The sequence below is a fragment of the Caulobacter sp. DWP3-1-3b2 genome (genome assembly GCF_049896325.1).
Classification (GTDB): Bacteria; Pseudomonadota; Alphaproteobacteria; order Caulobacterales; family Caulobacteraceae; genus Caulobacter.
The window spans coordinates 75,181-95,043 of the sequence record NZ_JAFCUB010000007.1 but is presented as its reverse complement, the minus strand read 5'-3'; the positions used below and the strand labels follow the sequence as shown (position 1 = coordinate 95,043).

At 67.3% G+C, this 19,863-nt stretch carries 14 protein-coding genes and 2 pseudogenes; 10 read left to right on the top strand and 6 right to left on the bottom strand.

The genetic code is table 11. The features are described from left to right. Nucleotides 1–1,566 (bottom strand): cytochrome ubiquinol oxidase subunit I, encoded by a 1,566-nt coding sequence (locus ACP7AG_RS07510; RefSeq protein WP_426014273.1) that lies wholly within the window; start codon nt 1,564–1,566, stop codon nt 1–3. Nucleotides 1,567–1,691: 125 nt separating this feature from the next. Here ACP7AG_RS07510 and cydD point away from each other — a divergent pair, with 125 nt between their 5' ends. The 5 genes from cydD to ACP7AG_RS07485 all read left to right on the top strand — a co-directional run bounded on the left by cydD (nt 1,692) and on the right by ACP7AG_RS07485 (nt 7,814). Then, nucleotides 1,692–3,335, top strand: a complete 1,644-nt coding sequence (cydD, locus tag ACP7AG_RS07505; RefSeq protein WP_426030361.1) for a thiol reductant ABC exporter subunit CydD — start codon at nt 1,692–1,694, stop codon at nt 3,333–3,335. Further along, nucleotides 3,332–4,954 carry an amino acid ABC transporter ATP-binding/permease protein gene (locus ACP7AG_RS07500; protein ID WP_426030360.1) on the top strand — a complete coding sequence of 541 codons (1,623 nt, stop codon included), beginning with the start codon at nt 3,332–3,334 and terminating at the stop codon, nt 4,952–4,954. The genes cydD and ACP7AG_RS07500 overlap by 4 nt, the downstream gene beginning before the upstream one ends. Before the next feature lie 33 nt (nt 4,955–4,987). Then, nucleotides 4,988–6,469 (top strand): PAS domain S-box protein, encoded by a 1,482-nt coding sequence (locus tag ACP7AG_RS07495; protein WP_426030359.1) that lies wholly within the window; start codon nt 4,988–4,990, stop codon nt 6,467–6,469. Continuing rightward, nucleotides 6,462–7,076, top strand: a complete 615-nt coding sequence (gene fixJ, locus ACP7AG_RS07490; RefSeq protein WP_426014264.1) for a response regulator FixJ — start codon at nt 6,462–6,464, stop codon at nt 7,074–7,076. The genes ACP7AG_RS07495 and fixJ overlap by 8 nt, the downstream gene beginning before the upstream one ends. Nucleotides 7,077–7,166: 90 nt before the next feature. Next, complete coding sequence (locus ACP7AG_RS07485; protein WP_426014262.1) at nt 7,167–7,814, top strand: helix-turn-helix domain-containing protein; 648 nt, start codon at nt 7,167–7,169, stop codon at nt 7,812–7,814. Between the two features lie 48 nt (nt 7,815–7,862). On the opposite strand, the gene ACP7AG_RS07480 is transcribed toward ACP7AG_RS07485, so the two are convergent. Continuing rightward, on the bottom strand, nt 7,863–8,711 hold the full coding sequence (locus ACP7AG_RS07480) for an aldose 1-epimerase (RefSeq protein ID WP_426030358.1): 849 nt from the start codon (nt 8,709–8,711) through the stop codon (nt 7,863–7,865). 134 nt (nt 8,712–8,845) lie between these two features. On the opposite strand from ACP7AG_RS07480, the gene ACP7AG_RS07475 reads away from it, so the two are divergent. The 3 genes from ACP7AG_RS07475 to ACP7AG_RS07465 all read left to right on the top strand — a co-directional run bounded on the left by ACP7AG_RS07475 (nt 8,846) and on the right by ACP7AG_RS07465 (nt 12,272). Continuing rightward, nucleotides 8,846–9,994, top strand: coding sequence for a CaiB/BaiF CoA transferase family protein (locus ACP7AG_RS07475; protein WP_426030357.1), 1,149 nt, complete (start codon nt 8,846–8,848; stop codon nt 9,992–9,994). Further along, entirely contained in the window at nt 9,991–11,106 is a 1,116-nt protein-coding gene (locus tag ACP7AG_RS07470; protein WP_426030356.1) for a CaiB/BaiF CoA transferase family protein, read from the top strand. Before ACP7AG_RS07475 ends, ACP7AG_RS07470 begins: the two co-directional genes overlap by 4 nt. A gap of 110 nt (nt 11,107–11,216) precedes the next feature. Continuing rightward, nucleotides 11,217–12,272 (top strand): SMP-30/gluconolactonase/LRE family protein, encoded by a 1,056-nt coding sequence (locus ACP7AG_RS07465; RefSeq protein WP_426030355.1) that lies wholly within the window; start codon nt 11,217–11,219, stop codon nt 12,270–12,272. A 335-nt stretch (nt 12,273–12,607) separates the two neighbouring features. Here ACP7AG_RS07465 and ACP7AG_RS07460 read toward each other — a convergent pair whose 3' ends face one another. After that, entirely contained in the window at nt 12,608–12,832 is a 225-nt protein-coding gene (locus ACP7AG_RS07460) for a glucokinase (RefSeq protein WP_426030411.1), read from the bottom strand. A gap of 420 nt (nt 12,833–13,252) precedes the next feature. On the opposite strand from ACP7AG_RS07460, the gene ACP7AG_RS07455 reads away from it, so the two are divergent. Together ACP7AG_RS07455 and ACP7AG_RS07450 are read left to right on the top strand one after the other, a co-directional pair. Next, nucleotides 13,253–13,654 carry a PAS domain S-box protein gene (locus ACP7AG_RS07455; protein WP_426030354.1) on the top strand — a complete coding sequence of 134 codons (402 nt, stop codon included), beginning with the start codon at nt 13,253–13,255 and terminating at the stop codon, nt 13,652–13,654. Continuing rightward, complete coding sequence (locus ACP7AG_RS07450; protein WP_426030353.1) at nt 13,626–17,192, top strand: PAS domain-containing protein; 3,567 nt, start codon at nt 13,626–13,628, stop codon at nt 17,190–17,192. Before ACP7AG_RS07455 ends, ACP7AG_RS07450 begins: the two co-directional genes overlap by 29 nt. Here ACP7AG_RS07450 and ACP7AG_RS07445 read toward each other — a convergent pair. The 3 genes and pseudogenes from ACP7AG_RS07445 to ACP7AG_RS07435 all read right to left on the bottom strand — a co-directional run. Beyond that, nucleotides 17,147–17,680: pseudogene (locus tag ACP7AG_RS07445) on the bottom strand (HAD-IC family P-type ATPase); the annotation flags it as partial. The gene ACP7AG_RS07450 and the pseudogene ACP7AG_RS07445 sit on opposite strands and share 46 nt — an antisense overlap. A 202-nt stretch (nt 17,681–17,882) precedes the next feature. Next, nucleotides 17,883–18,626 carry a hypothetical protein gene (locus ACP7AG_RS07440; RefSeq protein WP_426030352.1) on the bottom strand — a complete coding sequence of 248 codons (744 nt, stop codon included), beginning with the start codon at nt 18,624–18,626 and terminating at the stop codon, nt 17,883–17,885. Nucleotides 18,627–19,394: 768 nt separating this feature from the next. Continuing rightward, nucleotides 19,395–19,848 (bottom strand): annotated as a pseudogene (locus ACP7AG_RS07435) (transposase); the annotation flags it as partial. Between the last annotated feature and the right edge of the window lie 15 nt (nt 19,849–19,863).

The following is a 19,863-nucleotide window of genomic DNA, read 5'->3' as shown; positions in this document are numbered from 1 at the left end:
CTAGGCCACGGCTTCGCCGGCGGGGGCGCCGTGGCCTGATGGGAAGGCTTCCTGCTCGGCGAACGGGCCCTTCTTGATGGTCTTGAGGATCAACCCGACCTCGACTACCGCCAGGGCGCCATAGAGCAGGGTGAAGACGACGATGCTGGTCAGGATCTGCGGCACGCTGAGGCTGGAGGGCGACAGGAAGGTGGGCAACACGCCTTCCACCGCCCAGGGCTGACGCCCGACCTCGGCCAGCACCCAGCCCAGCTCGGTGGCGATCCACGGCAGGGGGATGGCGATGACCGCCAGGCGCAGGAACCATCGGGTCTCGTGCTTGCGCAGGCTCACCAAGACAAAGGCGGTGGCGAACAGGGCGATCATCAGCAGGCCGGTGCCCGCCATGATCCGGAAGGCCCAGAACATCACCGGCACATTGGGCACGGTGTCCCAGGCGGTGCTGGCGATCAGGGCGTGATCGGCCTGCCGCGGGTCGGCGATATGGCGCTTGAGCAGCAGGGCGTAGCCAAGATCGCGGCGATGGGTCTCGAACACGCCCCTGGCGGCGAGGTCGGTGGGCGTGACCTTCAGCTTCTCCAGCGCGTCATAGGCGATGACGCCGCTTTCGATGCGGGTCTCGGCCTGGGCGACCAGTTCGAAGATGCCGGCCACCGGGCGGTCCAGGCTGCGGGTCGAGATCAGGCCCAGCACATAGGGGATCTTGATCTCGGCATGGGTGACGCGGTTCTTCAGGTCAGGGATGCCGAAGGCGGTGAGGCCGGCCGGGGCGGGCTCGGTTTCCCACATGGCTTCCAGCGCCGCGAGCTTCATTTTTTGGTTGTCGGTCAGGGCGTAGCCGCTCTCGTCCCCAAGCACGACCACCGACAAAGACGAGGCCAGGCCGAAGGCGGCGGCCACGGTCAGCGATCGCTTGGCGACGCTCTTGTACTTGCCTTGCAGCAGGTAGAAGGCGGAAACGCCCAGCACGAAGACCGCTGCGATCGTGTAGCCGGCGCTGACCGTGTGCACGAACTTGGCCTGAGCCACGGGATTGAAGATCACCGCCCTGAAGTCGGTGACCTCCATGCGCATGGTGTCTGGATTGAAGGCCGCGCCGACCGGGTTCTGCATCCAACCGTTGGCGATCAGGATCCAGAGGGCCGACAGGTTGGTGCCCAAGGCGACCAGGAAGGTCACGCCCAGGTGGGTCACGGGCTTCAGCTTGTCCCAGCCGAAAAACATCAGGCCTACGAAGGTGGCTTCGAGGAAAAAGGCCATCAGCCCCTCGATGGCCAGGGGCGCGCCGAAGATGTCGCCCACATAATGCGAATAGTACGACCAGTTCATGCCGAACTGGAATTCCATGGTCAGGCCAGTGGCCACGCCGAGCACGAAATTGATGCCGAACAACGTGCCCCAGAACCGCGTCGTGGTCCGCCAGATCGGCCGCTTGGTCATCACATAGACGCTCTCCATGATGACCAGCATGAAGGACAGCCCCAGCGTCAGGGGCACAAAAAGAAAGTGATACAACGCCGTCAGGGCGAACTGCAGGCGAGAGAGATCGACGACGGCGGGATCCATGTGGCGCTCCGGTTGTCGAGGGGCGTTCGATCACCCCAATGACCACGCACCTCTAGACGCGTAGAGGCCAGGGCGCTTTGATCAGGATCAAGGACGCCTTCGTTCCCTTCCCCTAACTACGGTCCATGTCCGCTCGCTTCACCGCCGACCTCGACGCCGTCGCGCGGCCCTGGCTGAAGGCGATCGGTTCCGCCGGCGGGCGCGCGGGCAAGACCGCGCCGCTGTGGCTGCTGGCCGACGTTCCCGCCGCCATCGCCTTCGCCGGGGGCCTCGCACTCGGAATCGACGCCCTGCCGCGCGGTCTCCCTGCCGCCGCTCCGTGGCTGGTGTTAATCGCGGTCGCGGCCTTGGCGCGCGGCTTGCTGGCGCGTCGCGGGGCGCGGGCGGGCGCGGAGGCTGCGGCGGGCGTCAAGGCGGCGGCCCGGCATCAGGCGGTCGCCGCCATACTTGGACACGGCGCCGCGCGCCGCACCGGCGGCGAGGCGCTGTCAGCCGTGGTCGAGGGCGTGGAGGCGCTGGACGGCCACGTCTCGCGCTTCGTGCCGGCCCGATTGGCCTCGGCGGTCGCGCCGCTGCTGATCATCGCCGCCGTCGCCGTGGCCTCGCCCGTGGCGGCCGGCGTCCTGCTGTTCACCCTGGTTCCGTTCGGCCTGGTCATGGCCCTGGCCGGCGGGGCGGCGGGCGAGGAGTCGCGCCGGCAGTTTCTGGCCCTGGAGCGGCTGTCCAGTCTGTGCCTGGACCGGGTCCGCGCCCTGCCGGTGGTGCTGGCCTTCCAGGCCGAGGGCGCGGTGACGCGAGACTTGTCGCGCGCGGCCGAGGACCTGGCGGCGCGGACCATCCGCGTGCTCAGGATGGCCTTTCTGTCGTCGGGGGCCTTGGAGTTCTTCGCCGCCCTTTCGGTGGCCCTGGTCGCGGTCTATTGCGGGTTCAACCTGTTGCGGCTGCTGCCCTTCCCGGCGCCCGAACAGTTGGACCTCAAGCGGGCCTTCTTCGCCCTGGCCCTCGCGCCCGAGGTCTACGCCCCGCTGCGCCGCTTGGCCGCCGCCTATCACGATCGCCAGGCCGCCGAAGCCGCCGCCCTGACCTTGGCCGCCTTGCCCGCTCCGACGCCAAGCCCGCCCGTCATGGTGTTCGACGCCCCGCCCGCGATCCGCTTTCAGTCGGTGACCGTGACCTACGCCGCCGGTGAGACCCCGGTGTTCGACAGCTTCGACCTCGCCATCGCCCCCGGTGAGGTCGTCGCCCTGCTGGGTCCCAGCGGCAGCGGCAAGACCACGCTGCTGAACCTGCTGCTGGGCCTGGCCCCGCTCAGCAGCGGCGAGGTGCTGATCGGCGACCAGCGCCTGTCGCACCTGGGCTCGATCGCGTCCGCCGTGGCCTGGGCCGGGCAGTCGCCGGTGGTCCTGCCAGGAACCCTCGCGGACAACCTGGCCCTGGCCCATCCAGGCGCGCGCCGCGATGAGCTCGAAGTCGCGGCGCGGGCGGTCGGCCTGACACAGGTGCTCGATGGTCGAGGCGGCCTCGACGCTCGGCTCGACGAGCGCGGCGCCGGCCTCTCCGGGGGCGAACGGCGCCGGCTGAGCCTGGCCCGCGCCATGCTCAAGCCCGCCGGCATCCTCCTGCTCGACGAGCCGACCGCTGATCTTGACGCGGCGTCGGAACAGTCCCTGCTGCCGATCATCGCCCAAGCCGCGCGGGGCCGCACGACCTTGATCGCCACCCACTCCGAAGCCCTGGCCGCGCTGGCTAGCCGCGTCGTGCGGCTGTGAGCGGTCCCCTCGCCCGGCTGATCCGCCAGCAGCGCCGGCGCCACGCCGACGGACTGCGCCTGGCCGCCGCCTCGGCCACGATCGTCGGGGCCTCGACGGTGCTGTTGCTGGGGCTCTCGGGCTGGTTCCTGACTGGCGCGGCGATCGCCGGCCTGGGAGGCCTCGCGGCGGCCCAGGCGTTTAACGTGCTGTTGCCCAGCGCCGGCATTCGCCTTCTGGCCATCCTGCGCACCGCCTTTCGCTATCTGGAGCGCCTGAGCGGCCATGCCGCCGCGCTGAAGGCCCTGGCCGCCATCCGCCCGGCCCTGTTCGCCGCCCTGGCCGCGTCGCCGCCCGCCGAGGCGATGGCCCTGTCGCGCGGCGAGGCCTCGGCGCGGCTGGTGCAGGACATCGACGCCGTGGAAACCCGCTTCATCCGCCTCTCCGCGCCCTGGGGCGCCGGCGCGGCCGTGGCGTCCGGGGTGGCGATGGCGGCCGGGGCAAGCTGGGCCTCGGCCCTGGTCGCGGCGGTGAGCGTCGCGGTCTCGCTGGTCTCGAGCCGTTGGCTGGCCCGCCGCCTGAGCGTCCGCACCGGACCCGCGATCCAGCAAGCCACCGGCGCGCTGAAGGACGCCTTGGCCACCTATGTCGCCGCCGCGCCGGAGCTGCGGGTCTACGGCGTCCAGGATCGCGCGGCGGCGGAGATCGAGGCGCTGGGCGTCGACCTCGACACCCTGAGGCGCAAGGCGGTCGCCGCCCAGGGCTGGCTGGTCGTGCTGCAAGGCCTGATCCTCGGCCTCGCCGTGGCGCTGACCTTGGTTTTCGCCCAAAGCGCCGCCCAGCCGTTGGCGGCGATGGCGGGCCTGGCGGCGGCGATGGCGCTGGAAGGCTTGTCCGGCGTGACCAAGGCCTTCGAGCAGGATGCCGGGGCGGATGCGGCGGCGGTGCGGCTGGACACGGTGCTGAAACATGAGCCGAGCGAGGCGGGCGCCCGCGCCATAGCGGAGCGGAAGAGCCTGACTTTCGGGGACCTGCTGGTTGAACCCGGCGCCCGGCTGGTCCTGACTGGTCCGTCCGGCTGCGGCAAGACCACCATCCTTGAGCGGCTCCTTGGATTGCGCTCTTTTTCCAAATCCGCTCATCCCGGCATTCGCCGGGATGAGCGGATGTTACTATTATGCGCAGGCCAAGAACCAAGCGCCCAAACGCGCTCCACCTTCGCCTACGCCCCGCAGGACGCCGTCCTGATCGAGGGCACCGTCCGCGCCAACCTGGCTCTCGCCGGCGCTCACGCCGAAGCCGCGATGTGGAACGCCCTGACCGACGCCGGGCTTGAGGCTCGCGTTCGCGACATGCCCCTGACCCTGGACACCTGGATCGGCGAGAACGGCGAACGGCTCTCCGGCGGCGAGCGGCGGCGCCTCAGCCTGGCCCGCGCCCTGCTGCGCGACGCGCCCTGGCTGCTGCTCGACGAGCCTACCGAAGGCTTGGACCCGGCGACCGAGGCCCTGGTCGTCGCGCGCCTCGACGCTCGGCTCAAACGCACCGGCCAGGGCCTGATCCTGGTGAGCCACCGCGCCGCGCCGCGCGCCCTGTGCGATCAGCAACTGCCAATCGCTTCGCCCCGCGCTATAGGGTAGCCGACCTTGCGGAGCGGAGATCGCTATCACGTGATGACCACGGTTACGGCCGGCACGCTGCACAGCGACCTGCGGCCTCGGGCCTATCTGGCGGCCTTGGCCACGGTGGCGGCCTGTTGCCTGGTGCAGTTGGCCCTGCCGCCGGCGTTCAATGCGTCGTCGGCCTTCCTGCTGTTCGTGCCTGCGGTGCTGATCAGCGCCGCAGTCGGCGGTCTGGCGCCAGGGCTGTTCGCCACCGTGCTGGCGGCGGCGGCGGTGTGGGCCTTGAAGGCGCGCGGCCTGCATGACCAGGCCACGGCCCTGTCCAGCCTGGTGTTCGTGATGATCGGGGTCGGCATGTCGATCGGCGGCGGCTGGTTCCATGCCGCCCGTCGACGCGCTGCGGCCATGACCCATCATCTGCAGTCGATCCTCGACAGCGCGCCCGACGCCGTGATCGTCATCGACCCCGCCGGCCTGATGACCTCGTTCAGCCCGGCCGCCGAGCGCCTGTTCGGCTGGAGCGCGGCCGAGGCCATAGGACGCAATGTCAGCAGCCTGATGCCTGGACCGCACCGGGAGGGTCACGACGGCTACCTCGCCAACTATGCTCGCAGCCGTGAACCCAAGATCATCGGCACGGGCCGCGTCGTGGTCGGCCAGCGCAAGGACGGCTCGACCTTTCCGATGGAGCTGGCGGTCGGCGAGACCCGAGGCTCCAGCCCCTTCTATACCGGCTTCATCCGCGACCTGACGGATCGCCAGCAGACCGAGACGAGGCTGCGCGACCTGCAGACCGAGCTCGTTCATGTCTCGCGACTGACCGCCATGGGCGAAATGGCCTCGACCCTCGCGCACGAACTGAACCAGCCGCTGTCGGCGATCGCCAACCTGCTGACCGGTTCGCGCCGCCTGCTCGACCGGGGCCGGCCCGAGGATCAGGCCAAGGTGCGCGACGCGGTCGACAAGGCCTCGGCCCAGGCCCTGCGGGCCGGCGACGTCATCCACCGGATGCGCGAATTCGTGCGGCGCGGAGCCAGCGAGCGCGCGCCCGAACGCCTGTCGAAGGTGGTCGAGGACGCCGCCGCCCTGGCCCTGATTGGCGCCCGCGAGCACTTGGTCACCACCCGCCTGAAGCTCGATCCCGCCGCCGACGCGGTCTATGCCGATCGAGTCCAGATCCAGCAGGTGCTGGTCAATCTGATCCGCAACGCCGTCGACGCCATGGCCGACTCGCCGCGCCGAGAACTGACCATCGCAAGCCAGCGCCTCGACAGCGACTCCGTCCAGGTGAGCGTCACCGACACCGGTTCGGGCATCAATGACGATTTCCGCGAGCGCCTGTTCCAGCCATTCATGACCACCAAGGCCGAGGGCATGGGGGTAGGCCTGTCGATCTCGCGCTCGATCATCGAGGCGCACGGCGGGCGCATCTGGGCCGACGCCAATCCCAAGGGCGGGACGGTGTTTCATTTCACCCTGCCGCCCCAGCACGACCACGCACGACACGACGATGAAAGCCCGATCAATGAGTGAAGCCGTGATCCACCTGGTCGATGACGACGAGAGCGCCCGCGAGGCCCTGGCCTTCCTGCTGGAGGCCGCCGACTTCGCCGTGGTCAGCCACGCCTCCGCCCTGGCGCTGCTCGACGCCCTGCCGCTCGATGGCGCCGGCTGCGTGATCACCGACATGCGCATGCCCGACATGACCGGCCTGGAGCTGGTCCGTGAACTGAACAGTCGCGGCTCGCGCGTGCCCGTCCTGATGATCACCGGCCATGGCGACATCCCCCTGGCGGTGGAGGCCATGCGGGCAGGGGTGATCGATTTCATCGAAAAGCCGTTCGGCGAGGCGCGGATCCTCGACGCCCTGACCCGGGCGCTGGCCGCGGGACCGACGCCGGCCTCCACTGCGGCCTCCGACGACAGGACCCTGGTCCTGCAGAGGCTGGAGACCCTGTCCGAACGCGAGCGCCAGGTGCTGGATGGCGTGGTCGAGGGGCAGCCCAACAAGGTGATCGCCCGCGACCTGGGGATCAGCCCCCGAACGGTCGAGATCTATCGCGCCAAGCTGATGGCCAAGATGCACGCCGACAACCTGGCCGCGCTGGTGCGGATGACGCTGTCGGCGCGGCAGGGGTAAGCCGTCCTAGGTATTCGCCCTTAGGCGTCGGTCACGACTGTACCGCCCGACCGCGACGCGAGACAGTGACGGCGCTATCGGGAGATCGCCATGCTGTCCGTGATCCACGCGCCCACCCTATCGCCTGCCCGCCCACCGCCGGCCCTTGTCCTCGACGGCCTGCATCTGAGCCACGGGCGCGACGAGACGATCTTCCACCAGGACCAGTCCGCCGACCGGGTCTTTCAGCTGATCTCGGGGTCCTTGCGCACCTGTCGGATCCTGCGCGATGGTCGCCGGCAGATCGAGGCCTTCCACTTCCCTGGCGACGTCTTTGGACTGGAGAGCGGCCCGACCTATCGGGCCAGCGCCGAGACCCTGTCCGAAACCCTGGTGCGCGCCATGCCGCGCGCCGCTCTCGACACGCTGGCCGCCGAGCGCGGCGACGTCGCGCGCCGGCTCCTGGAACTGACCACCGACAGCCTGCGCCGCAGCCAGGACCATGCGCTGACGCTAGGCCGCCGCGCCGCTTGCGAACGGGTAGCCGCCCTGCTGCTGGACCTCGCCGAACGGACGGGCGCCCAGGCCTTGCTCGATGTGCCCATGACTCGCCAGGACATGGCCGACTATCTGGGCCTCACCATCGAGACCGTCTCGCGAACCCTGACCCAGTTTCAGCACGACGGGCTTATCGCCCTGCCGGCGGCCCGCAAGGTGCTGCTACGCGACCGCGCGGCCCTGGAAGCCATGGTGGATTGACGAAGTCTCTAGATGTTCGAGACCGCGTGCCGCGAGATCGAGGACCGCTCATGCCGAGGCGAATTTCATCCACACCGACATCGTCTCGCCCGGCGCCAGGATCCTGATTCCACTGTCCTTGCCCCCGAACGGGTCAGGACGGTTGGCGACCGGCTCGACGCAGATGAAGTCGGCGCCCGGCGGCGAATAGACGTGGAGCCAACGGCATTCGGGCGAGGCTGTGACGGTGGTGGTCGCGCCGTCGGGACCCGTCAGCGTCGCCACGCCGTTCCAGCCTGTGTAGCAGTTGTCGATCAGGCTTTCGACGGCGGTCAAGGCGCCGGCCGCCCAATCCGAGCGCCAAGCGCCCTCGACGAGCGTGGTGGGCAGGCAGTCTTCGTCGATCATCCACACACCGGTGACCCCCGCCCTCAAGCGCTCGCCGGCCGGGGCCGGAAAATACGGATGGAACCCCAAGCCGGCGGGCATCGCCGCGTCGCCGGTATTGGTCACCGACAGCTCGATGCGCAAACCGTCGTCAGCGAGATGGAACCGCTGCTCGGCGCGATAGGCCCAAGGCCATTCACCGAGGGCGTGTTCGAAGACCAAGACAGCTTCCACATCACTCGCAGACTCCACCGTCCAGGGCGCGCGCCAACCTTGACCGTGCAGGGCGTGCGGATGGTCCCCCAGGTTCGGCGACAGCGACACCTCATGGCCGGCGAAACTGAAGCAGCCGTTCGGAATGCGGTTGCAATAGGGGACGAGCGGGAAACACCCCGCGTCCAGAACCTCGGTCGTCCCGGCGGGCGTGGGTCGCGTCACGTCGCGGTCGTCCCAGGTGAAACGCCCCAAGGCGCCGCCCAGGCCAGGCAGTATCTCGACGCGAGCGCGGGCGGTCTGCAGGACGACGGTCATGGGATCTCCGACGGCGGCGTTGTCGAGCGGCTTGCTACGTCCATCGCCGCGCGGAAACAAGCAGCCTTCCCTCACGTCGCCCTAGGCGCGACCGGCGGGCCGTCGCATCATCGCCTCAAGCAGAGGCGGAGCGCATGAACAGACCCCTGGACGGCGTGCGCATCGTGGCGGTCGAGCAGTACGCCGCCGGGCCCTATGGCACCCAGCTGCTGTGCGAGCTGGGCGCCCAGGTGATCAAGATCGAGGCCCCGTCCCTGGGCGGCGACATCAGCCGGGGCCTGGGTCCCTACTTCCTGGGCGACGGCGACAGCCAGTTCTTCCAGACCTTCTCGCGCGGCAAGCAGTCGGTGGCGCTGGAGATCAAGACGCCGGAGGGCCGCGCCGACTTCGAGCGCCTGGTGGCCGGCGCCGACGCGGTGGTCAACAACCTGCGCGGCGACCAGCCGGACAAGCTGAAGATCACCTTTGACAGCCTGAAGACGATCAAGCCCGCGATCGTCTGCGCCCATCTGTCCGCCTACGGACGGGGCAATAGTCGCGAGGCCTGGCCGGGCTACGACTATCTGATGCAGGCCGAAGCCGGGTTCATGACGATGACCGGCGAGCCGGACGGACCGCCGGTGCGGTTTGGCCTGTCGATGGTCGATTTCATGACCGGCTCGGTGTTCGCCCTGGGGATCGTTTCGGCCATCCTCGGGGCGCGGGCCAGCGGCATCGGCTGCGACGTCGACGTGTCGCTGTTCGACGTGGCCCTGCACCAGACCTCCTATCCGGCGGTGTGGGCGATGAACGAGGGCCATGTCGTCGGACGGCCGCCGCGCGGCGCCCATCCATCGATCAGCCCGTCCCAGCGGGTCAAGACCCAGGACGGCTGGGGCATGTTGATGTGCCAGACGCAGCGGTTCTGGGAGGTCTGGTGCGATCTGGTCGAGCGGCCGGACCTGAAGACCGATCCGCGCTTCCTCGACATGCCAGCGCGCCGCGCCCATCTCGACGCCCTGACCCCGATCCTCGACGCGATCATGGAGACGCGGACGGGCGCCGACTGGATGACCTATCTGGGCGGCCGCGTGCCGTTCGCTCCGATCGCCGACCTGGCTGACGCCCTGGATAACCCCTTCGTGGCCGAGGTGGCCATGCGCGACCACATCGACCATCCGGCTAGGCCCCAGGGCCTGCACATGCTGGCCTGCCCGATCAAGGTCGATGGCCAGCGCATGCCCGCCGCCCGCGCCCCGGCCATGGGCGAGCACAACGGTCTGCTGCGGGGTGACGACCGATGAAGCTCGACGGCGTCAAGGTGCTCGACCTTTCCCTTTTCCTGCCCGGTCCGATGCTGACCCTGATGATGGCCGACCACGGGGCCGACGTGATCAAGATCGAGCCGGTCGGCGAAGGCGAGCCCAGCCGGCACATCGGCCTGTCGACAAACGGCCAGACCGTGTGGTTTCGCAACACCCATCGCGGCAAGCGCTCGGTGCAGCTGGACCTGAAATCCGCTCAAGGCCAGGCCGCGTTCTGGACCCTGGCCAAGGAAGCCGACGTTCTGGTCGAGGCCTTTCGGCCCGGCGTGGTCGATCGCCTGGGGGTCGGCTACGAGGCGGTCAAGGCGGTCAATCCGGGGATTGTCTATTGCTCGATCAGCGCCTTTGGCCAGACCGGCCCCTATCGCGACCGGCCCGCCCACGACCTGGCCGTCGAGGCCCTGGCCGGGCTCGTGGCGCTGAACGAGGGCCAGGACGGCAAGCCCGCCATGCCCGGCCTGATGGCCGCCGACGCCCTGGCCTCGCTGACCGCCCTGTCCGGCGTGTTGATGGCGCTCTATCGCCGGACCCAGACGGGTCTGGGCGACCATCTCGACGTCGCCATGCTCGACAGTCTGATGGCCTGGACGCCCAACGCCACCGGCCCGGTGTTCGCCCAAGACCGCGCCAACGTCCCCAAGGCCGAGCGCTCCTGGGGCGGGGCGGCGATGTTCAACCTGTATGAATGCCGCGATGGCCGCTGGATCGTGCTGGGAGGGTCGGAGGTGAAGTTCGCCGCCACCCTGCTCGAGGCGCTGGGGCGGTCGGACCTCTTGGACCATGCCCGCCAGCCGCCCGGTCCCGGCCAGGAGCCCCTGCGGGTGTTCTTTCGCGAGACCTTCATCACCAGGACCCAGGCCGAATGGGAAGCTTGGTTTGAAGGGCGCGACATCTGTTTCGCCCCGGTCCGCACCCTGAAGGAGGCTTTCGCCGACCCCGCAGTGGCGGCGCGCGGGATGATCTGGCGCGATGCGGCGGGAAACGCCGTGGTCGGCACGCCGCTGCTGTTTCGCCAGGAACCCGGACGTCCGGACCCCAAGGCGCCGGGCCTCGACGAGCACGCCGGCCAGGTGTGGCGCACGCTCAGCTAGGATCGGATCGCGGCCCAACCCGATCACGCGATGACAACGATGGACATTCGCGCGCCTCCCTCGATATGCAGGGTCTGAAGGCGACGCGCGTTCGCCGGAGGAACCGATCCGTGACCCAGCACCCGCCCCTCGCCCTGAGCCGCCGTCGCGCGCTCGCTGGTCTCGCCCTGACCGGTTTTGCCGCCACGCCCGCCTTCGCCCACGCCGCCACCTATCCCGTGGTCGGCAAGGTCGAACGCCTGGACCCCGCCCTGGACGCCCTGATCGACGCGGATGCGCCGGTCGAGCAGGTGCTGGACGGCTTCACCTGGAGCGAGGGCCCGGTCTGGGTCGGCGGTAAGGACGGCTTCCTGCTGATCTCCGATGTGCCGGCCAACCGGATCCTGCGCTGGTCGCCCCCTAGGGGCGGCCAGGGGGGCGGCCAGGGGGGCGGCAAGGGCGGCGGCGCGGTGTGGCTGTCGCCGTCGGGCTATGCCGGACCCGAGACCGGCAGCCTGCGCGAGGCGGGCTCCAACGGCCTGATCCTGGCGCGCGGCGGCTTGGTGATCGGCGACAGCGGCAACCGCTGCGTCTCGTTCATCGACTTGAAGACCCAGAAGAAGACTGTCCTGGCCGCCAGTTTCGAGGGCAAGCGTCTCAACAGTCCCAACGACCTGGTCCTGGCCCGCGACGGCGCGATCTATTTCACCGACCCGCCTTGGGGCCTGAACGGCGACTGGGCCTCGCCCTACCGCCAGACCGACTATTCGGGCGTCTACCGCCTGGGTCCTGACAACGCCCTGACCCTGATCGACAAGACGATCGAGCCGAATGGCATAGGCCTGTCGCCCGACGGGGGCACGCTCTATGGCAGCGACCGCAAATCGGGTTGGGTGGCCTGGGACCTCGACGCCAAGGGCGGCGCGACCGGGCGCCGGTCCTTCGTCGACCGCGCCGCCACAGGCATAGCGGGCGGCGATGGCCTGAAGGTCGATAGCCGCGGCAATCTCTGGGCCTCGGGCCAGGACGGCATCTCGATCTTCACGTCCGCAGGGCGCCGCCTCGGGATCATCCGCGCCGACGATGTCATCTCCAACTGCGAGCTGGCCGCCGACGGCCACCTCTACATGTCCTCCAACCACCGCGTGCTGCGGGTGAAGGTGAAAGCGCGGAAGCTAACCGTCTGACGGGGGCGAAGCGACGCCATCGCTCGCGCGGCAAATACGGCCCCAGGAGGACCGACATCGGAATATCGTGAAGAATAAAATGGCGCGCCTGGAACGATCCGAACGTCTGACTCTCAGATTCGTATAATAGACTGGCGCCTTTCCAGTATATACAACACCTGACGCTTGGCTACGATAACCCCGTATCACCAAATGTGATTTGCTGAAAATCGTCGTGTTGGGTAGCATGTTCTGGCGCACCCACATTGAGACTGATTTTCCACTTTCCCCGGAAGGCCGCGACAAGCTTTCGGTCGAGAACGGTCCTGCAACCGCCAACGGCGCGATGCGAACGCTTAGAGCGATCTACAACCACCAGCGCCGGCCTCAAAGAGGGTCGACAGACCCAGCAGGCCGCAGTTCCGTTCAGTGACAAGGAAGAGCGGAATGTCTGCCACATAGCCCGCCATTCGACCTTTCGCCTCGAAACATGAACGGCAGCGGTGCTTGTTGAAGTGCTCGCCCCAACTCAGGATCATCGGATTGAAGATGTAGATGCCGCTCCTTGCGCCGGCTGTCAGCGACAGGTCGCCTGCGACGACGCCGAGCCATTCGGAAAACAGCCAAACGCTTCGCGCGTCACTGCGTCGTTGGTGTCTACCGCCGCTAGAGCATTAGCCGCAAAAGGCGATTATCCTGACCTCCGGTTATAGCGAGGCTCTATCCGACAGTAAGGAAAAGGGCTTTCCCCTGTTGCAGAAGCCGTATTCGGTCGAGGCGCTCTCACACATCGTCAGAAAGAGCGACAGGCGCCGGTAAGACGCTACGCGCCGCAGGACCCAGGCGCGAGAGATCACGACGTGCAAGCTCCCCCTCCCGCGACCTATCCCCTAATTCACGCTCGACCTGCCCAGCGAGCCCGGAGTAGAAAACATGCAAGGTCGGGGGACCTAACTGAAACTTGTTGCGTCGGCCACGACGCGTCCAGTGTGAGGCCCCCGATGGCTATTGAGCCCAACCGCGCCACATTGGGTTCGACCGACGAATTTGCGGCTGCTCTCGAAGATTTCTTTGATAACGGCTCGATCGGGCTTCATCTGGTTGGGAGCGATGGCCTGGTACTGCGGGCGAACCAGGCGGAACTGGATCTGCTCGGATATACTGCGGACGAGTATATCGGCCGGCCAATCGCCGCCTTGCGCGCCGATGCTGAAAGCAATGCCCTGAACAGCTATCACGGGGCGAGCACCGGCAAGCCGGCCGAGGTCTCGGGCGAGCTGTTCTTCAGGCTCGACGGGTCCAGCTTCCCGGTTGCCGGGGTAGAATTGATCGGCAAGCCGTTCACGTTTGAGCAGATGGCGGCCCGTGTTCGGGATGTCCTGGACACCCGAGCCAAGCCGTGAAGGCGTTCGCGAGCAGCGCGCACTCTCTCGCAAGGTGTGCCTTGTCAATGATGTCAGGCGACGCGTGTCGGACCCAACGGAGCTGGCCGATCATCGCCCTCAGTGGAACGACCCGGTCCCGCATCGCTTTCAACCTGGCCAGAGCCTATTTTGCTGGACCTGCGCCGGGGAAGATTTCCAGATGAGCGAACGGGAGCTCGCCGTGCTGGAGCCAGACCGGGCCTTCCTCGACGGCGAGGGTGATATGCGCCGGCGCCTGCGTGTTTTCGACTGGACGTCCACATCGCTTGGCGCACCAGCGGAGTGGCCACCCGTCTTGAAGGCTCTTGTCGAGCTCATGCTAAACTCGAAACAGCCCATGTTCGTCGGCTGGGGCAAGGACCGGATCTGGCTTTACAACGATGCGTTTAACGCCCTCGTCGGACCCGAAGCAGACCCCCCAGGTCTGGCGGACGAACAGCGTTGGCCCTATGCAGGGTCGCCGTTGCAGCCCGTATTCGAGCGCGTGTTCACCGGCGCTCCAGCGCTTATCACGGCCTCGACCCTCGGCCTGGACGTGCGAGGCCGGGTCGATGCGCACTTCGACATCACGCCTGTTCGCGGCGAACGTGGCGGCGTCACCGGGCTCTTGGGCGTCTGGGCAGAGACCCCTGCTCAAATCCACGAGGACCCAAAGCCATTGGCAAGCATTGAGGAAGAACGCGAGCAGCTTTTTGAGATGAGCCGCGATCTCCTAGCGGTGGCGACATACGACGGCTTTTTGCGACGTATCAACCCGGCCTGGTCGCACCACCTCGGGAGGTCTGAAGAAGACCTCCTTGCGAGGCCGTTTTCTGAAATCATCCATCCTGATGACCTCCCCTTCGCGGCCCAGGTCGTTGGGGCCTTGCAAAAGGGGGAGCCCGTCCATCAATTTCGCATCAGGCTGCTGAGGTCGGACGGCCAAGCCATGGCGTTCTCATGGTCCGCCGTGCCCGATCCGCAGTCCGGCAGCCAAACCTTCTATACCGTTGGCCGCGACGTCACGGACGACGCGCCCGAACTGCGACGAAGCGAAGCCCGCCTCCGCTTCCTCGACACCCTCAACAGGGCCCTCTCAACCCTCGACAATGCCGACGCGATCCTGGCCATCACCACGCGGATGGTCGGCGAATATATGGGCGGTTCGAACTGCGCCTATGCTGACATGGACGCCGATCAGGACGGCTTTACGGTCCGAGGCGATTGGGCGGCGCCAGGTTCGCAGACCATTGTTGGCCACTACAGGCTTGCTGACTTCGGGAAGCTGGCGGTGGCCAACCTTGGCGCTGGCCGGCCGCTGATCGTCATGGATAATCTGGCCGAGCTTGCCCCCGAAGAGGCCGCGACCTTCCAGGCGATTGGGATCGCCGCCACAATCTGCATGCCCCTCGTCAAGGACGGTCGGCTGACAGCCTTGATGGCGATCCATGACGCGGCCCCGCGCTCATGGACCGAGGACGACCTGGCGCTGATCGGCGAAGTCACCCAGCGCTCGTGGGCTCATATTCAAAGGGTCGGCGCCGAAGCCGCCCTCAGGACGAGCCATGGGCGGTTCGAGGCCGCGGTCGCGGCGGTCGAAGGCCTGATTTGGACCAACGATCCCGAGGGACGCATGGTAGGAGAGCAGCCGGGCTGGGCGGGGCTCACCGGACAGTCTCGAGACGAATACCAAGGCTATGGTTGGGCCGCAGCCGTGCACCCGGAGGATGCTCAGCCTACCGTCGATGCGTGGGAAGAGGCCGTCCGCGAGCGCAAGCCGTTCTTGTTTGAGCACAGACTGCGCCGCGCCGACGGCGCTTGGCGCACCTTCTCGATTCGCGCGGTCCCGACCTTCGGCTCGGACGGCTCCATTGTTGAATGGGTCGGTGTCCACACCGATATCACGGCCCAGCGAGCGGCTGAAACCGAACTCAGAGACTTGGCCATTACCTTGGAAAAGCGCGTCGCGGCCGCGCTCGCCGAACGCAGGCTCCTGGCTGATATTGTGGAGGGCACAGACGCCTTCGTGCAGGTTGTTGACTTGGAGTTCCTCTGGATGGCCGTCAACCGGGCCGCCGCTGATGAGTTCGAACGGATTTATGGGGTGCGACCCAAGGCTGGCCTTTCGATGCTCGATCTCCTGGCGCCCCAGCCCGACCACCAGGCCGAGGTCCGCTCGGTCTGGGCGCGGGCCCTAGGAGGGGAAGAGTTCACGGAAGTCGGGGAATTCGGCGACGCCACGCGTGGCCGCAGGTCCTATGAGATGAAGTACAACGTGTTGCGCGACGCCTCCGGTGAGCAGATCGGGGCGTACCAATTTGCCTACGATGTGACCGATCGCGTTCGCGAGCAAAAGCGCCTGAGGTTCGCCGAAACCCAGTTGCGTCAGGTCCAGAAGATGGAGGCCATGGGCCAGCTGACTGGCGGCGTGGCGCACGACTTCAACAACCTGCTCACCCCGATCCTTGGGGCGTTGGACATGCTCGAACGCAAGGGCGCCAGGGGCGAGCGCGAACAGCGCTTGGTTTCCATGGCGATCCAGTCGGCCGAGCGCGCCAAGACCCTGGTGCAGCGCTTGCTCGCCTTCGCACGGCGCCAGCCCCTGCAATCGACAACCCTTGATGTGAGCGAATTGGTGGCTGGCATGGCGGATTTGGTCGCCAGCACGATCGGCCCCCATATCAAGGTGGTGGTCGAGCTAGAGGACCGGCTGCCGCCAGCGTTGGCCGACGCCAACCAGCTGGAAATGGCTCTGTTGAATCTCGCTGTCAACGCGCGCGATGCGATGGAGGACAATGGGACGCTGCGGCTGATGGCCCGGAGCGCAACCATCAAGCGCGGCGACCGCGCCGACCTCGAGCCTGGCCGCTATGTCATCGTCTCCATAGCCGATACTGGCGTGGGAATGGATCAGGCCACTCTGGCACGAGCCATCGAGCCCTTCTTCTCGACGAAGGGCGTCGGCAAGGGCACCGGGCTTGGGCTCTCAATGGTGCATGGCCTCGCGGAACAATTGGGCGGGAGCCTGACCATACAAAGCGGCCTTGGCGTCGGCACCACCGTAGAGCTTTGGCTTCCGCAAAGTGAAGAGGCGGTTCGCCCGACGACAGGGGATCCTGAGACATCGTTTTTGACCGAAGGCCCTAAGGGCACAGTTCTCCTGGTGGATGACGAAGAGTCGGTGCGGGCAATAACAGCTGAGATGCTGACGGACATGGGCTGGGCCGTCCAAGAGGCTAGTTCGGCTGAAACCGCCTTGGCCATGATCGAGGCCGGCCTTCGGCCCAGCCTGATTGTCACCGACCATTTGATGCCCGGAATGACGGGCGTGGAAATGGCCGCCGCCGTGAAGGTCGCTCTTCCGGAAGTCCCGATCCTGCTTGTTTCTGGTTTTGCGGAGCACTCCGGCGTATCGCCGGAGCTGCCTCTTCTCAGTAAGCCCTTCCGAAACACAGACCTTGCGCGAAGCGTCGCTTGGCTTACCGCGAGGCCGGCCGCCACGGCGATGACAGCGGGCACGAACCAGCCGGAGACCTGATCGGCCATCCGCTGGATCGGAGCGCGGCTGCGTTGCGCGTCGGCGACCATCTGCACAATGCGTGAGAGCAAGGTGTCGGCGCCCACCTTCTCGGCCCGCATCACGAAGGAGCCGGTCTTGTTGATCGAGCCGGCGATGACCTTGCCCCCTGGCTGCTTGGTGACCGGCATGGACTCGCCCGTCACCAGGGACTCGTCGATCGACATGCGGCCTTCGACGATCTCGCCGTCCACCGGCGCCCTCTCGCCTGGTCGGACCCGCAGCCGGTCGGCTACGAGGACAAGGTCGAGCGTGACCTCCTCGTCGGTCCCGTCCTCGCGGAGGCGCCGCGCGGTCTTGGGAGCCAAGTTGAGCAGGGCCTTGATCGCCCCGCTGGTTCGTTCGCGGACCCACAGTTCGAGGACCTGCCCCAGGAGCACCAGCACGGTGATCACGGCGGCCGCCTCGAAACAGACCGGAACGGCGCCCGCCGCGTCGCGGAAAGCGGGCGACGCGCGCCCATATGCGCAGTGGAGACTGGGCGAGACGCCTTCGCGGGGTATCTGCCGCAACGGCAGAGATGGGGATTTGATCCAAGCCAAGCCAAGCCAAGCCAGGCCGTTCAATCGCCTAGACCCGCATCCAAGGCCCGCCACGCGCCGCAGCTTGTGTTCAGGACGATCGCCGTGGAGACAACTTGCGGCTCCCCATTCAGATGACGAAAACCGGCGCGAAGCCGCCCCCCGGCGTCCTGAAGTTGGTGGTCTGTCCCTGGTAGACGCGGGCGGCCATCAGAAGCGGTGAACCAGCATAGGTGTAGAGGCGCATGTCCAGCTTCAGCGACTGGATCTCGCCGTCGACCCTGGTCCGCCGTTCGCGGGGCGCGGCGAACGCCTGGGCGATGTAGCCGCCTTGCCGGATGTCCTGCCAAACGCCTCGGGTGATCTTGTCGCCACGATAGACCGCCTTGCCCCCATGGCCCGCCGCCGGCTTGAAGAAGTAGCGCTTGCGCGCCGCCCAGAGCTGGTCCGCATTATCCGCGGTGACCATGACGGTGGCGGGCACGGCCGCCAGGCTCTGCCGCTGGCTGGATGTGATCGCCCATCGGCTCGCCGCGCCCGGGTCGCAGAGCAGGGTCAGGTTGCGCTTGTCGGCCAGGAGCGCGTGATTGCGAGGGTTGGGCGTGAGCACAACCGCGCCAGCCATATAGGCCTCTCGCAACGGCTCATGGCCGCTTTCGCTCAGGGCGAAGTCCACCAGGCGATTGTAGACAAGATCGACCGCCTGGTCCTCGAACTCCAATCGGCCCTCGACGAAGCGCAGTTGCTCCGGATTGACCACCCAGGCCTTGAGGCCGTTGCGCTCGAAGAAGCGTTGCGCCAGCAGAAACTCGGGAAGCAGATATTGCTCCCGCAGCCGATCATCGACGATGGCGACTGTTCGCGGCTGTCCCACGCGACCTTGCGCCCGCCACTCCGCCAGGAACATCTTCCAGACGATCGCGTCGAATTCATCTGGACGCGCCCACGCATCGCGTCGTCCGCCTCGCGGCAGCAGGCCCTCTGCGCACGCGCCAGCATGGCGTTGAGGAAGGCCCCCCCCCGGCATTGGTATTGACCTCGATGAGCTTGGGCCCCTCGGCGCCGAGATGGAAGTCGTAGCCCACGAAGACCCCGCAGGGGCCAAAGTCCTCCATGAGGCGCGGATCGCCTTCTTCGCCGACCTGCTGGACGAGCTGTTCGGTCCCATCCCCTGACACGCTGGAGACATCGCCATGGGCCGCCTAGTCCCACCGGAGCCGACCACCACCGCGCCGGACCACGGCGGTGATGCTGGATCTTCAGCATTTTGGCCCAGGGCCTTCCGTTAAAACACTGATTCGAGACCCCTTTGCCCGCGTCAACGACGTAAAATTGATCTGGGATGTCCGCGCGAGCCCGACCTCTCGGTCCTGACCGTCTACAGGCGACAGGCCGCCGTTGTGCAGAAGCCTTCAGCGAAGAGTTGGCCTCGGCGTTTGACGTGAAAGCCGGGAGATAAGTCGCCAGTAGAAACGCGGCGAGCAGTAGGGGTACAGCATGCCCGACCCGAACAAGCCTCAACGTCTTCTCACTGTGCAGCGGCGTGGAAAAAAGGCTCTGACGCACATTTGGTGACGCGATCAGGTGGCATGGCCAATCAGCCGGGCCTGTAGGAGATCTAGCTTCCCCCGGCCGTACATCTGGCGCTGAGTAGGGCTGGGTTGATGGTCATGGCGCCAATGGCGCTGCGGATCTGGCGCATCGACTTGCGCACCGCGTCGAGGAAGGCGCGGCTGGCGTTCTCCATCAAGTGCCAGCGGTCGGCGACCTGGACCGCATGCGGAACCGCTTTGGCGGCCGCCAAAGCGTAGGCGCCGCCCCGATCGCGAGCGACGATGGCGATTTGCGGTTGCTGGCTCAGCCAAGCCTGAGCCCTGGCGCGGCTCGCGGTCTGGAAGCAGGCTGATGGGCCGCCTCCGTTCCAGATCACCGATGATCGTCCCGTAGCGATGGTTGCGTCGCCAGACCCAGTCGTTGATGCCAACCACTGTGGGCGGCGTGGGCGCTGGAGAGCCGCGCCGGCGGACTACCCGCAGCAGCGTGTCGTTGCTGACCGGCAGCCTCATAAGAGCTCCTGGCGCACCATTTCGGCCGCCGCAGAGGGTGCAGGT